We start from the raw sequence: 13,712 nt of genomic DNA, 5'->3' as shown, positions 1-13,712 counted from the left end.
GTCACCGGGGTTAAGCCGACAGTAGATTGAGGCCGCCCGCTGTTTGATATCGGAGCCGTCGCATACCTGCGCTCGGAGGCGGGGGAGCAGGCCCTGGGTGAGGTGGCCGAGCGCCGCCTCACCGGAGCCAGCCTGGTCAGTGACATCGCCTCTGTCCGAGCGCAGTTCGGTGACCACGCGGCGGTGCTCGTGGAAACCGTGCAGCTGCGCAGGCGTGCGCAGGCCAAGTTCACCGACCCGGACCGGTGGTTGTTCACCGACGAAGCACTGCAACAGGCCACGGCCGCACCCGTGGCCGTCCACCGGGCCCGAAGGCTGACCGGCGCCCGGGTTCACGACGCCACCTGTTCGATCGGCAGTGAGCTTGTGGCACTGCGTGATTGCGCAGGGCAGCTGCTCGGAAGCGACCTCGATCCGGTGCGGTTGGCGATGGCCGCGCACAACGCCGAAGGCGTCGACCTCTGCCGCGCCGACGCGCTGGTGCCCGTCACCCACGACACGGTGGTGATCATCGACCCGGCCCGCCGCGCCGGCGGACGGCGCCGTTTCGACCCGCGGGCCTACACCCCGGCGCTCGATGCGGTCCTGGACGTTTACGCCGGCCGGGACCTGGTGGTGAAGTGCGCTCCGGGAATCGATTTCGACGAGCTCACCAAGATGGGCTTCACCGGGGAGATCGAGGTGACCTCGGTGGGCGGCAGCGTACGGGAGGCCTGCCTGTGGTCACCCGGGCTGACCGCGCCCGGGGTGCGGAGGCGGGCCAGCATGCTCGAGACCGGTGAGGAACTCACCGACGCCCAACCGGACGACTGTCCCGTCGCCGAGGCGGGCCGCTGGATCGTCGACCCCGATGGTGCGGTCGTGCGCGCGGGGTTGGTGCGCCACTACGCGGCCCGGCATGGCCTGTGGCAGCTCGACCCCGACATCGCCTACCTGTCCGGTGACGAGTTGCCCGCCGGGGTACGAGGTTTCGAGGTCCTGGAACAGCTGCAATTCCAGGAACGTCGGCTCCGGTCCGCACTGGCGGCACGGTCGGTAGGAGCGCTGGAAATCCTGATCCGCGGGGTGGACATCGACCCCGACGTGCTCCGGAAGCGGATGCGGTTGCGTGGCACCGAGCGCCTGGCGGTGGTGATCGCCCGTCTCGGCTCCGGAGCGGCCAGTCGGGCAACGGCATTCATTTGTCGCCCGTCTCGATGACTGGCACGTACCCTGAACGAAACACGCCGGTGGATCCACCGGTGTGAGTTGATCGCCTGCGAGGACGACTGACGATGCGAATTTCCCATGTGACAGCGCTGCTGGCGGCCGGTGCGCTGCTCGGCTGGCTCGGCATGCCCGTGGCGGGTGCGCAGTCGGCCTGTGTCGACCTCGGCGGCACCGTCGACGGTGACCAGACCTGTCAGGTGCACACCGCCAACGCCACCTACACACTGGATTACACGTTCCCGGTCGACTATCCCGATCAACAGGCCGTCGCCGGATACCTGATCCAGACCCGTGACGGTTTCGTCAACGTCTCGGGCATGCCGGGCTCACGCGATCAGCCCTATGTCCTGGACGCGAAGGGCACCGCGTACAGCTCGGGGACCCCACCGCACACCCAGAGCCTGGTGTTCGAGGTCTATCAGAACGTCGGCGGCGCCCACCCACAGACCTGGTACAAGACGTTCAACTACAACGTGGCCACTCGGGCGCCGATCACCTTCGACACCTTGTTCAAGCCGGGATCCAAGCCGCTGGATGTCATCTTCCCGATCGTGCAGCGCGAACTGCAGAAGCAGTCCGGCGTCGAACAGGCCATCACGCCGGCCGTCGGCCTGGACCCCGCGCACTATCAGAACTTCGCGATCACCGACGATTCGGTGATCTTCTTCTTCGGCCAGGGCGAACTGCTGCCCGAGGCCGCCGGCGCCAGCCAGGCCAACGTCCCGCGCTCAGCGGTGGCGGGGCTGCTGGCCTGAGCGCCGATCAGGCCGGCGCGAACCCGTACACCTGACCGTCACTGGTGGCGGTGACGATCCGGTGGTCGTGCCCGATCGACACACCGACCGGCCAGCCCGTGGCCTCGGGCACGGGATAACTGTTGAGGGTGTGCCCGTCGCCGGTGTCGAAGACCAACAGCGTCTGGCCGTGTCCGCCCTCCCGGGCGACTGCGTAACCCACCCCGTCCGCGCGGCTCGACGTGGTCAGCGGAACGACGTCGTCACGGGTCCAGGCCACCTCGCCGTGATCGCCGGCGTCGCGCACCGCGGTCAGCTTGGCCTCCGGCCCGCCGCCGGCAACGATCAGTCCGTCCGGTGACACCGAAGGCGGGGTCTGCGCCAGATAGCTCAGCGGCACCGACCATTTGGCGGAGCCGTCGGCGGAGTTGAGCGCCCACAGCTTCTGGTCACGGCCGTTGACGTACACCGTCGAGCCGTCGGCCGACAGCACCGGGCTGGCCAGCGGCCCGCGGTCCACGGCGCTGCTCGTCCATTCCTGCGTCAGCAATGTCTTCTCGCCGGGGTGGTAGCGCAAACCCATCAGTACGGGCGCCTCGGCGCCGGGCTGCCACACACTGAGCACCACGAGGCCGGCCTCATGCGAGAACGCCGGTGCGGCCGCCACCGGGCAGCGGGACCGGGCCGGTTGGCAATCGCCGAGACCGCGCTGCGAATCAGTCGGGTCCACACCGGAGACCAGGTCCAGCGGCGTGCCCTCGACCGTGCCGCGATGCCCGTCGAACACCAGCACCTGACCCAGATGGGTGACCACCAGCAGCTGGCCGTCATCGAGAAGCCTGGGCGTGGTCGGCATGCCGATCACCGGCTGGCGCCAGCGGATCCACTGGGTCGGAGGGAAGGACAAGATGGTGCCGGGCTGGCCGACGTAGACGTTGTCGAACCCGTCGAACAGGGGACTGGACCAGCCACCGCCGAGGACCAGTCGCGTACACCAGCGCTGGCGGGCGTTGTTGTCGGCCTCCCACACCATCAACGAACAACCACCGGCGGTCTGCGCGTTCACGGCCAGGCGGCCGTCCGAACTCAGCGCCACCTGGGCCGCCAGCTCACCCTTGACGGACCGGCTCCACTCCAGCCGGAGCGCTTCGGGACCACGAGATCGGATGTAGCTGCTGTTGGCGGCGTCTCCGTACTGTGCTGACCACCCCTGTGCGGCCTTTGCGTCCACCCATGAATCGGTGTTCTCGCAACCGGCGAGCAGGCCCGTGAGCAGCACCGCGACCGCCAGTGCAAGGTATCGCCGGAACACGATGTCCTTTCGTCGCCGAACACGCAGGGCGCTCGTAATTGTGACCCAGGTGAGGGTAACGCGACTGCGTAGCGGCGCAGGACCCGGAAGCCGTCGGAAGTGCTCAAGTAGGCTGTCCGGCCATGACGACGATGTGGGGCGCCCCGATTCACAAACGCTGGCGGGGCTCCCGGCTACGTGATCCGCGCCAGGCCGATTTCCTGACGAAAGCGTCGCTGAAATGGGTCATCGACAACCGCGCGTACACGCCGTGGTATCTGGTGCGGTACTGGCGGCTGCTGAAGTTCAAGCTGGCCAACCCGCACATCATCACCCGCGGCATGGTGTTTCTCGGCAAGGGTGTGGAGATCCAGTGCACCCCGGAACTCGCGCAGATGGAGATCGGTCGCTGGGTCCACATCGGCGACAAGAACACGATCCGCTGCCACGAAGGTTCGCTGCGTATCGGCGACAAGGTCGTGCTGGGCCGCGACAACGTGATCAACACCTACCTCGACATCGAGCTCGGCGACTCCGCGCTGATGGCCGACTGGTGCTACGTGTGCGACTTCGACCACAAGATGGACAACATCGACATGCCGATCAAGGACCAGGGCATCATCAAGGGCCCGGTGCGCATCGGACCGGACACCTGGATCGCCGCAAAGGTCACCATCCTGCGCAACACCTCGGTGGGTCGCGGATGCGTGCTGGGTGCCCACGCCGTGGTCAAGGGTGAGATCCCGGATTACTCGATTGCCGTGGGTGCCCCGGCCAAGGTGGTCAAGAACCGCAAGCTGGACTGGGAGACGTCGGCCGCCGAGCGGGCCGAGCTCGCCGCCGCACTGGCCGACATCGAGCGTAAGAAGGCCGCCAACAGCAACTGAGGTGGCTCACGCCCCGTTGCACACCCCGGAGTCGCGGATCACGTTCCCGTAGACATTGGCCGTGGCGACGTTGGCGTTGATGACGCCGGACGGCTGCTGCTTGGCGATCTTGTCGCTGATCTGGGTCAGCTGGTACCACAGGTGATAGATCGAGTCACCGTTGTACAGCGGTGAATACTGGCTCTGGTCTGGGTAATTGGTGATGTACAGGGTGTGGGCGCGGGGATCCAGGAAAGCCGCCGACTGGTCGACGTTGGCCCTCACGGCGTCGCCGGCAGCCTGCACACCGGGCGCGGTCCAATAGTCGTGCTGCCCGCCCAGGAAATTCTGGAAACCCACGATCTGCGTCATCAAAGTGCCGTACTGGGCGTTGAACCACTGGCAGGACTCGCGCTGGGCGTCGATCTGCTCGGGAGTGACGCGGACCTGCCACAGGTTGTACGGGAACACCGTGTAGTTCGGCGCCCAGTCCGAGGGATGGGGCGCGAAGGCGGGCAGGCTGGGGGTGGCGCCGCTGGGTTCGCCGGCTGCCGGCGCCGCCAGACCGAGTGAGAGAGCTGCACCGACGAGTGCAGCGCAAGCCTTGCGTAGGTGTCTCCGGGTGGGGGTCACGGCTCGATTGTGCTTGGTGGACACCGCGACCGACAGGGGTTCCGCGATTCTCGAACGCGTGCGTCAACCCGTCCAGTCGATGTCGAATTGTTTGCTCAGGGCAGCGCGGCCGGGACCGGTCACGGTGAGTGCGCGGTGACGCGGTGTGCGACGCAGCCAGTCCGCGGCCAGGAAATGATCCAGAAGCGCGCAGCCCAGCCCGCCGGCGACATGGTGACGCTGTTCGGTCCAATCGACGCAATAACGCACCAATGGCCTTGGGCCGGTGGGAATTTCGACGCCCATCTGCCGCAACAGGTCACGGCCGCCATCGGTGAGCTGGTAGTCCACGTCGTGGCCGGGACTGCTCAACCGGTCGGTGCCACCGGGGTGAAACCACCCGTCCCCTCCGGTGAGCACGCCCCGCTCCAACAGACTGCCCATGAGTTGCACACCGAGCCGGCCGGCGATGTGGTCGTAACAGGTGCGGGCCGAGCGTAGCCGGGCCGCGCGGGTCCCTTCCCGCAGCGAGGTGACCGGACGGGCCGGCGCCAGCCGGCCGAGCTGCTCGATGAGCGCGCCGACCTCGGGACCGGCCAACCGGTAATACCGATGCCGCCCCTGGATGCGAACGGTAAGCAGGCCGGCGTCGGTCAACTTCGCGAGATGACTGCTGGCCGTGGGACGGCTGATGCCGGCTTCCTCGGCCAGCACACCGGCCGGAAGGGCACGGCCGTCGTCGAGCGCGAGCAGCACCTTGCAACGGGCCGGGTCGGCCAGCAGCGCGGCCACCGCGGCGATGTCCACCTCGGTTGCTCCGGCCAACTCCTGCGCCTCACGCATGGCAGGACTCCTTCCCGATGGCGACCGTGGGCGCCGGTGTGTGCCGCGTCAGCCGCAGGGCCAGCACCGCACCCGCCAACTGGCACAGCGCACCGAGCAACAGCGCGGTGCGCACACCCGCGGCGCCGCCGACGACGGTCATGGCACTACCCAACACCGCGACACCGACAGTGATACCCAGCAGCCGGGACAGATTCACCACGCCCGCGGCCAGACCTGCCCGCCGCACCGGGATCGCGGCCATGGCCAGTGTCACCGCCGGGCCGGTGTTGAGGGCCAGCCCGGCACCGGCCAGCACGAAGGACAGTTCCAGCCATCCGATCGCGGCGTGCGGCCCCGCTGCGGCGTACAGCAGTGAACCCGTCGCCATCAACACCAGTCCGGCCGCCATCGGAAGACGTGGGCCGGTGCGGCGGGCCAGTGCGTTGACCGCGGGTATCAGCGCTAGGTAGACGAGCGCCATCGGCAGGAACCACGCTGCGGTCTCCAACGCACTGAAGCCGCGGAGTTGTTGGAAGGCAAAGCTGTTTACCAGCAGCAGCCCGTAGATGCCGAACGTCATGGTGAAGGTCGCCAGCAGGGCGCCCACCAGTCGGCGGCCGGCGAACAGATCCAGCGGCAGCATCGGGTGTGGGTTGCGCCGCTGGGTGGCCAGGAACCCGCCGACCGCGGCCAGGGCGATCGCGGCGACCGCGACCGTCTGCGGCCAGCGCCAGTCATGCCCCTCGACCAGGACCAGAGTGCCGCCCCGAGCGCCACCACGGCCAGGAGCTGGCCCGACAGATCGATGCGCGCGGCGTTCGGATCATGGGAATCGGGCAGATGCGTGACACTGGCGGCCAACGCCAGCGCACAGACCGGCACGTTGACCCAGAAGATCCAGCGCCAACCTACGGTTTCGGCCAGCGCTCCGCCCAGCAGTGGACCCAGCGCGGTGCTGCTCGCCGCGGCCATCGCCCACGCCGCGGTGGCGCGGGCCCGGCCGCGGGAGTCCGGAAACGCCGCGGCGGCGATGGCCAGGCCCTGCGGCAGCATCATGGCCGCACCGGCTCCCTGTGCCGCCCGCGCCAGCACGAGCCAGGTCAGTGACGGAGCCAGCGCGCAGGCCGCCGAGGCTGTGGCGAAGGTGATCAGTCCGATGCGGAGCATGCGGCGCCGGCTGAACCGGTCACCGAGGGAGCCCGCGGTGAGCAGGAACGCTGCGAATGTCACGTTGTAGGCGTCGATGGTCCATTGCGCGCCGGTCATCCCGCCGCCCAGGTCACCGCCGATGGCGGGCAGCGCCAGGTTGACTGCGTTGGCGTCGACCAGGCCGATGAACAGCCCGAGATACGCCGCGATCAGCGTGAGGACGGCAGATCGTTGTGGTGCCATATCCGCACGCTAGGTGCGGATTGATTCGATGCCGGTCGAATCAGCGGTCGGGGAGCGCGTGCTCGACGATCGGCCGACGCGGATGCGGTTCGCGTTCGGCGCGTTTGGCGGCCAGATAGACCTGGCTGGTCTCGGCGGCCACGGTGTGCCAGTCGAAGTCGGCGCTGAGCCGCTCGCGTGCGGCAATCGCCCGGTGCTGCGCGGCCTCGGGATCGTCGAGTACCGCGCGGACCGCTGCGGCCAACCCCACCACATCCCGTGGCGCGAAGGACATTCCGGTCTGGCCGTCGATCACCGCTTCGCCCAGCCCGCCGACGTTGGAGGTCACCAGCGGGGTGCCGGTGGCCGCGGCCTCCAGCGCCACGATGCCGAACGGCTCGTAGTGGCTGGGCAGCACGGCGGCGTCGGCCGCCTGCAGGGCCTGCAGCAATTCCTCGTGGCCGAGCCGTCCGACGAAGCGGGTCGCCTTGAGCACCTTGTGCTTTCGGGCCTGCTCCACGAGCCACTGCTGCTGGGTGCCGTCACCGGCGATGGTCAGTGTGGTGCCCGGATGTGCGCGGCGGATGCGGGGGAGGGCGGCAATCGCGTCGTGCACACCCTTCTCGTATTCAAGGCGGCCGAGGTAGAGCAGCTCGGGTGGACCCTGACGGGGGCGGCGGGGCGCAAACGGCCAGAGGTCGGCGTCGATCCCGTTGCGGATAACCCGGATCTCGGACAGCTCGGGTCCGAACAGCTCGGAGATCTCGTCGCTCATCGACGCCGAACATGTGATCAGCGAATCGGATTCGCGCACGAGCCAGGATTCCACCGCGTGCACCTGGCGGCTGATCGGCCCGGATACCCACCCGGAGTGCCGGCCGGCCTCGGTGGCGTGGATCGTGGAAACCAGTGGTACATCGAAATATTCGGCCAGAGCGATGGCGGGATGGGCGACCAGCCAGTCGTGGGCGTGCACGAGGTCGGGTACCCAGCGGTCGCCCGAATAGTCTTTGACGGCAAGGCCGGTGCGCACCATCGCATGCCCCATGGCGAGGGTCCAGGCCATCATGTCCGTACCGAACTCGAACTCGTGCGGGTCCTGTGCGGCGGCGACTACCCGCACGCCCTCACTGAGCTCGTCGGTCGACGGGTGGGTGCTCGGGTCGGTGTCGGTGGGCCTGCGGCTGAGCACCACGACCTCGTGACCGGCTTCGGCCAGCGCGGTGGCCAGGTGGTGCACATGCCGGCCCAGACCGCCGACGACGACGGGCGGGTATTCCCATGACACCATCAGGATCTTCATGACTGCGTGCCTTCGTGCCGGTGCGAGCGTGCGCACAATGCTGAGGTTTGGCGGGGTGTCGAGCGGCAGACACGCACGCTCGAGCTGGTGGTCATTTTGGCAGACGCCGGGCGTCGAGGGCGCCGAACAGGCCGTCGGCCTTGTTCCAGCCGTCGGCGAGGCGCTCGGCATGGTCACGACGACCCGAGGCCAGAGCGTCGGAGATCTCGCGGGTCGCGTGGGCGTGCAGGTGAGCGCGGTAGCGCGCGTACTCGGCCGCCGAATCCTTGCTCACCATGAACGGCCAGTCGCTGGAGACCGTCAACAGGGTCTCCCGCAGGATCTGATCGGCCACCCGGTCACGCGCGGTGGGTGCACCGACCGCGGCGTGCTGGGTGAGCGCCTTGTCGACGGTGCTCAGGGCGCCGTCGACCACCTCGCTGTTGAGTTGCACCAGATCGGCCACCTTCTCGCCGTTCCAGACCTGCCAGTTCTTGCCCGAACCCCAAGAGCTGGGCGGCAATTCGACCGGAGCGCCGACGAAACCCTGGGCCTTGGCGTCGGCGAGGGTGCCCACCCGGACGCCGGCCTCGGGCAGGGCCCGCAGTACCCGGCCCAGCCACTCCGGACCCTCGTACCACCAGTGCCCGAACAACTCTGTGTCGAACGCGGCCACCACGTGTGTCGGCCGGCCGAGCCGTTCGCTCTCGCTGATCAGTCGTCGGCGGACCACGCCGACGAAGTCGGCGACGTGCTCGTCGATCGCCCGGTCGGCGCGCTGCGGGTCGTAGGGCGCCTTCTCGTCGGACGGGACGTTGCGACCGGTCACCCGGGAGGGTTTGAGGCCCGTGGTGTGGTCGTAGGTGTGGAAATCGCGGTAGGCGGCGTGACCGGGATACCCCGACTTGGGCGACCACACCCGGTAGCTGACCTGCAGGTCGCGGCCGAACGCCACCACGTCGGACTCGCCGACGGGCCGGCCCAGCGCGGTGTCGCCGTGCAGGGACGGACCGTCCACCATGAAATGGCCGACACCGGCTGCGGCGTAACCGGTTTCCATGCCGGGCGCGTACGCACACTCCGGCGCCCAGATGCCGGCGGGGGTGTGCCCGAAGCGCTGCTGCGCGTCGGCCAGGCCTTCGCGTAGCGCGAACTCGCGCAGTCGCGGGTTGAGCAGCGGCTGGAACGGGTGCGAGAGCGGGCCGCCGAGCAGTTCGATGGTCTCGGCGTCGATCAGTTGGCGTAACAGTCCGCTGGCGCCGTGCCGCCAATGGGTGGTGAATTCCTCGATGGCCGCGCCGGCCTCGGCGTACTCACGAATCCCGAACTGCCGCAAACCTTCTGGCTCGCGCAGCGTCGTCGCCTCCTGGGCGCGCAGCTGCCAGTTGGACAGCCAGTGATGCATCCCGGTGAGGCAGTAAGGGTCATCGAGCTGGGCGGTGACCACCGGCGTCATACCGAGGGTGAGCAGGTGGCTGCGGTCCTCGGCGGCCAGGCCGCGCAGCACCCGCATCAACGGCAGGTATGCCGCCGCCCAGGACTGATACAGCCACTCCTCGCCGACCGGCCACCGTCCGTGATGGGCCAGCCAGGGGAGGTGGGTGTGCAGGACGAGCGTGAACAGGCCCGGAGCCGGGTCGCCGGCGACATTGGATCGGGGAGCCGGGTCGCCGGCGACATTTGGCCGGGGTACCGGCTCGGGGTCGGGATTCGACGTCACGGCCGCACCGCGATCGCCACCAGATCGAGGCTGTCGTCGATGTTGCGCTCGTCGGCGGAGGTCAGGTCGAAATCGTCGATGCTCACCGCCGCGACGTCGGCGAGCAGTTGCTCGGGCCACTCCGCGTCGGCCACCGCGCGCTGTACCTGAGCCTCGATGATCGAGCCACCGTGCCGGGCGTCGAGCTCGGCGAGCCCGGCACCGTGAAAGACCCCGAGCATCGACTCGACCGTGAATCCGGCGTCCTGCAGTAGCTCGGTCAACTCGGCGCCGTTGAGTTCACGGGTGTGGAACGGGTTGAGCGGGGTGTCGCGTCCGGGGGAGAAGGTGATGCGGTTGGGAGTGGACACCAGGAAAACGCCGCCCGGGCGCAGCACTCGGAAGCATTCGGAGACGAACTGCGCCTGGTCCCAGAGGTGCTCGATCACCTGGAAGTTCACCACGACGTCCACCGACTCGTCGGCCAGCGGCAGCTCGGCGAGGTTGCCGTGCTGGATGTCGACCCGGGGGTAGCGGGCCCGCACGTGTGCCACGGTCGCCTCGTCGTAATCCAGTGCCACGACTCGGCGAGCCACATCGGCGATCAGATCGGCTCCGTAACCCTCGCCGCAGCCCGCCTCGAGGACCTCGCGATCGACGCACCGCCCGGCCAATCGCTGATACACCACCTCATGTCGGCGAAACCAGTAGTTCTCCTCGGCCAGGCCGGGGATGGTCCGCTCGCCGGTCAGGGGTAGGGCGTGATCCGGATCGCCAACGAATGCGCTCATTGGAAGGCAGGCTAACCCAGGCTTACCCAGGTTGAAGGGTCGGTAGCGATTCGACCAACGGTTCCCTCACCCCGGAGGTGTGGTAGGGGAGGCCGGAATACAAACTCCGACCAGCTATGGTGTTCCTGCGAACCACTAAAAGTTACCGACCGGTAACATGGTGCTAGTTGCTCAGAACGTGATATGAGCCCGGGCCACCGGTCTCATCGAGGAGGACGAACCAGAGTCATGACGAACATCGTGGTCCTGATCAAACAGGTCCCAGACACTTGGTCGGAGCGCAAGCTGTCCGACGGCGATTTCACCCTCGACCGCGAGGCTGCCGACGCCGTGCTCGACGAGATCAACGAGCGCGCCGTGGAAGAGGCGCTGTTGATCAAGGAGCGTGAGGGTGGAGACAGCACCGTCACCGTGCTGACCGCCGGTCCGGAGCGCGCCACCGAGGCGATCCGCAAGGCGCTGTCGATGGGTGCCGACAAGGCTGTGCACCTCAAGGACGACGGCCTGCACGGCTCGGACGTGATCCAGACGGGCTGGGCCCTGGCCCGCGCGCTGGGCACCATCGAGGGCACCGAGCTGGTCATCGCCGGTAACGAGGCCACCGACGGTGTCGGCGGAGCGGTCCCGGCCGTGATCGCCGAGTACCTCGGTCTGCCGCAGCTCACCCACGTGCGCAAGCTGACCGTCGAGGGCGGCAAGGTCACCGCCGAGCGTGAGACCGACGAGGGCGTCTTCAGCCTCGAGGCCTCGCTGCCGGCCGTGGTCAGCGTCAACGAGAAGATCAACGAGCCCCGCTTCCCCTCCTTCAAGGGCATCATGGCCGCGAAGAAGAAGGAAGTCACCGTGCTCACCCTCGCCGAGATCGGCGTGGAAGCCGATGAGGTCGGCGTTGCCAATGCCGGTTCCAAGGTGCTGTCTTCGACCCCGAAGCCGCCGAAGACCGCCGGTGAAAAGGTGACCGACGAAGGCGAAGGCGGCACCAAGATCGCCGAGTACCTGGTCGCGCAAAAGCTGATCTAGCAGAAAGACATAACGAGAACTCATGGCTGAAGTACTTGTGCTCGCTGAGCACTCCGAAGGTGCATTGAAGAAGGTCAGCGCCGAGCTCATCACCGCCGCCCGCGCGTTGGGTGAGCCTGCCGCCGTCGTGGTGGGCAAGCCCGGCACCGCTGCTCCGCTGGTCGACGGCCTGAAGGCCGCCGGCGCGGCCAAGATCTACGTCGCCGAGTCTGACGACGCGGAGAGCTACCTGGTCACCCCCGTCGTCGACGTGCTCGCCGGGCTGGCCGAGTCGGCCGCCCCTGCCGGCGTGATCGTCGCCGCCACCGCAGACGGCAAGGAAATTGCCGCCCGCCTGGCCGCGCGTATCGGCTCGGGCCTGCTCGTCGACGTCGTCGAGGTCCGCGAAGGTGCAGTGGGCGTCCACAGCATCTTCGGTGGCGCCTTCACCGTCGAGGCCCAGGTCACCAGTGACACCCCGGTGATCACGGTGCGCCCGGGTGCCGTCGAGGCCGCCCCGGCCGACGGTGCCGGCGAGGTCGTCAACGTCGAGGTCCCGGCCCAGGCCGAGAACGCGACCAAGATCACCAAGCGCGAGCCCGCCGTCGCCGGCGACCGCCCCGAGCTCACCGAGGCCAGCGTTGTGGTCGCCGGTGGCCGTGGTGTCGGCAGCGCCGAGAGCTTCTCGGTCGTCGAGGAGCTGGCCGACTCGCTGGGCGGTGCCGTGGGTGCCTCCCGTGCCGCGGTCGACTCGGGTTACTACCCGGGTCAGTTCCAGGTCGGCCAGACCGGTAAGACCGTGTCGCCGCAGCTGTACATCGCGCTGGGCATCTCCGGTGCGATCCAGCACCGTGCCGGCATGCAGACGTCGAAGACGATCATCGCGGTGAACAAGGACGAGGAAGCTCCGATCTTCGAGATCGCCGACCTCGGCATCGTCGGTGACCTGTTCAAGGTCAGCCCGCAGCTGACCGAGGCGGTCAAGGCGCGTAAGGGCTAGTTCCCCCAAGCTGTCGACGCAGAACCCCGGTGCACCTGGTGCGCCGGGGTTCTGTGCTGTGTGGGGGCAATGATGTGGCGAAACGGTCTGGCGAAACGGTGTGGCGCAATCGGCGCCCACAACGCGTGCCGAGTGTCACGCTGGAGTGGCGCTCGAGCCCGAGAGCCACTCTCGCGTGACAAGGCGGCGGTGGGCCAGGCGACCGACTACGGACTTTCCAGGGTTTGGATCTCGGCATGCGGTGCCAGTGTTGGTTCTGTCAGCACGCCAGAGAAAAGGATTCGCACAATGAAAATCACAGTCATAGGTGCCAGCGGGCAGATCGGCTCGCGGGTGGTGCGGTTGCTCACCGAAGCCGGACACGACGTGGTCGCGGCCTCCCTTTCGTCGGGCGCCAATGTCCTCACCGGCGAGGGCCTCGCTGAGGCTCTCAGCGGCGCCGACGCACTCGTCGACGTGGTCAACTCGCCCTCGTTCGAGGACGGCCCGGTGCTGGACTTCTTCACGACGTCCTCGCGCAACCTGGTGACCGCCGCGAAGGAGACCGGTGTCGGGCACTACGTGGCGTTGTCGATCGTGGGGACCGACGGACTCCCGGACAGCGGCTACATGCGGGCCAAGGTGGCCCAGGAGAAGAACATCACCGAATCCGGACTGCCGTACTCGATCGTGCGGGCCACGCAGTTCCAGGAGTTCGCCGAGGCCATCACGGGATCGCTGGTGGTGGGTGACGAGGTGCGGGTCCCCGATGCGCGGATCCAGCTGATCTCGGTCGACGACGTCGCCGGTGAGGTCGCGAAGGTCGCTCAGGGCGCTCCGCTCAACGGGATCGTCAACATCGGTGGGCCCGACAAATTCTCGTTCGCCGACATGGCGCGTGCGGTGCTTGCCAAGCAGGGCGACGACAAGCCGGTCGTGGTCGATCCGCAGGCAAAGTACTTCGGTACCGCGGTCGACGACAACAGCCTGGTCACCGGTGACGACGGGATTCTCGGTGAAACCCGTTGGGCCGCATGGAGCGGGGCTCACTGAC

At 68.1% G+C, this 13,712-nt stretch carries 14 protein-coding genes; 6 read left to right on the top strand and 8 right to left on the bottom strand.

Annotated features, from left to right (window positions below; all coding sequences use genetic code 11):
- The first annotated feature begins 39 nt into the window (after positions 1 to 39).
- Entirely contained in the window at positions 40 to 1,200 is a 1,161-nt protein-coding gene (locus A5779_RS11750) for a THUMP-like domain-containing protein (RefSeq protein ID WP_064881974.1), read from the top strand.
- A gap of 74 nt (positions 1,201 to 1,274) precedes the next feature.
- On the top strand, positions 1,275 to 1,964 hold the full coding sequence (locus A5779_RS11745) for an esterase (protein ID WP_064881971.1): 690 nt from the start codon (positions 1,275 to 1,277) through the stop codon (positions 1,962 to 1,964).
- 7 nt (positions 1,965 to 1,971) lie between these two features.
- Here the strand turns inward: A5779_RS11745 and A5779_RS11740 are convergent, their stop codons facing one another.
- Positions 1,972 to 3,255 (bottom strand): BamB-related PQQ repeat family beta-propellar protein, encoded by a 1,284-nt coding sequence (locus tag A5779_RS11740; protein WP_064881969.1) that lies wholly within the window; start codon positions 3,253 to 3,255, stop codon positions 1,972 to 1,974.
- 122 nt (positions 3,256 to 3,377) lie between these two features.
- On the opposite strand from A5779_RS11740, the gene A5779_RS11735 reads away from it, so the two are divergent.
- Complete coding sequence (locus tag A5779_RS11735; RefSeq protein WP_029111445.1) at positions 3,378 to 4,121, top strand: acyltransferase; 744 nt, start codon at positions 3,378 to 3,380, stop codon at positions 4,119 to 4,121.
- 6 nt (positions 4,122 to 4,127) lie between these two features.
- Here A5779_RS11735 and A5779_RS11730 read toward each other — a convergent pair whose 3' ends face one another.
- The 7 genes from A5779_RS11730 to A5779_RS11705 form a co-directional block, all read right to left on the bottom strand.
- Positions 4,128 to 4,733: a hypothetical protein gene (locus A5779_RS11730; protein ID WP_064881995.1), complete on the bottom strand. Its 606-nt coding sequence runs from the start codon at positions 4,731 to 4,733 to the stop codon at positions 4,128 to 4,130.
- A 63-nt stretch (positions 4,734 to 4,796) separates the two neighbouring features.
- Positions 4,797 to 5,555, bottom strand: a complete 759-nt coding sequence (locus tag A5779_RS11725; RefSeq protein WP_064881967.1) for an ArsR/SmtB family transcription factor — start codon at positions 5,553 to 5,555, stop codon at positions 4,797 to 4,799.
- A complete protein-coding gene (locus A5779_RS34495; RefSeq protein ID WP_236734742.1) occupies positions 5,548 to 6,231 on the bottom strand; it encodes an MFS transporter in 684 nt (227 codons plus the stop codon). The genes A5779_RS11725 and A5779_RS34495 overlap by 8 nt, the downstream gene beginning before the upstream one ends.
- Positions 6,114 to 6,929, bottom strand: a complete 816-nt coding sequence (locus A5779_RS34490) for an MFS transporter (protein ID WP_236734740.1) — start codon at positions 6,927 to 6,929, stop codon at positions 6,114 to 6,116. The genes A5779_RS34495 and A5779_RS34490 overlap by 118 nt, the downstream gene beginning before the upstream one ends.
- 40 nt (positions 6,930 to 6,969) lie before the next feature.
- Entirely contained in the window at positions 6,970 to 8,211 is a 1,242-nt protein-coding gene (locus A5779_RS11715; RefSeq protein ID WP_064881965.1) for a glycosyltransferase family 4 protein, read from the bottom strand.
- 91 nt (positions 8,212 to 8,302) lie between these two features.
- A complete protein-coding gene (locus A5779_RS11710; RefSeq protein ID WP_064881994.1) occupies positions 8,303 to 9,814 on the bottom strand; it encodes a 1,4-alpha-glucan branching protein domain-containing protein in 1,512 nt (503 codons plus the stop codon).
- A 92-nt stretch (positions 9,815 to 9,906) separates the two neighbouring features.
- Positions 9,907 to 10,680 (bottom strand): class I SAM-dependent methyltransferase, encoded by a 774-nt coding sequence (locus tag A5779_RS11705; protein ID WP_064881962.1) that lies wholly within the window; start codon positions 10,678 to 10,680, stop codon positions 9,907 to 9,909.
- A 228-nt stretch (positions 10,681 to 10,908) separates the two neighbouring features.
- Between A5779_RS11705 and A5779_RS11700 the strand changes: the two genes are divergently transcribed.
- The 3 genes from A5779_RS11700 to A5779_RS11690 all read left to right on the top strand — a co-directional run bounded on the left by A5779_RS11700 (position 10,909) and on the right by A5779_RS11690 (position 13,711).
- A complete protein-coding gene (locus tag A5779_RS11700; RefSeq protein ID WP_055112679.1) occupies positions 10,909 to 11,700 on the top strand; it encodes an electron transfer flavoprotein subunit beta/FixA family protein in 792 nt (263 codons plus the stop codon).
- Between the two features lie 22 nt (positions 11,701 to 11,722).
- On the top strand, positions 11,723 to 12,679 hold the full coding sequence (locus tag A5779_RS11695) for an electron transfer flavoprotein subunit alpha/FixB family protein (protein ID WP_064881960.1): 957 nt from the start codon (positions 11,723 to 11,725) through the stop codon (positions 12,677 to 12,679).
- 288 nt (positions 12,680 to 12,967) lie between these two features.
- On the top strand, positions 12,968 to 13,711 hold the full coding sequence (locus A5779_RS11690) for an SDR family oxidoreductase (protein ID WP_064881957.1): 744 nt from the start codon (positions 12,968 to 12,970) through the stop codon (positions 13,709 to 13,711).
- Position 13,712: the final 1 nt, after the last annotated feature.

It is taken from the genome of Mycolicibacterium peregrinum, from assembly GCF_001665625.1.
GTDB classification, from domain to species: Bacteria; Actinomycetota; Actinomycetes; order Mycobacteriales; family Mycobacteriaceae; genus Mycobacterium; species Mycobacterium peregrinum_B.
This window is presented reverse-complemented; position numbering and strand designations above follow the sequence as displayed.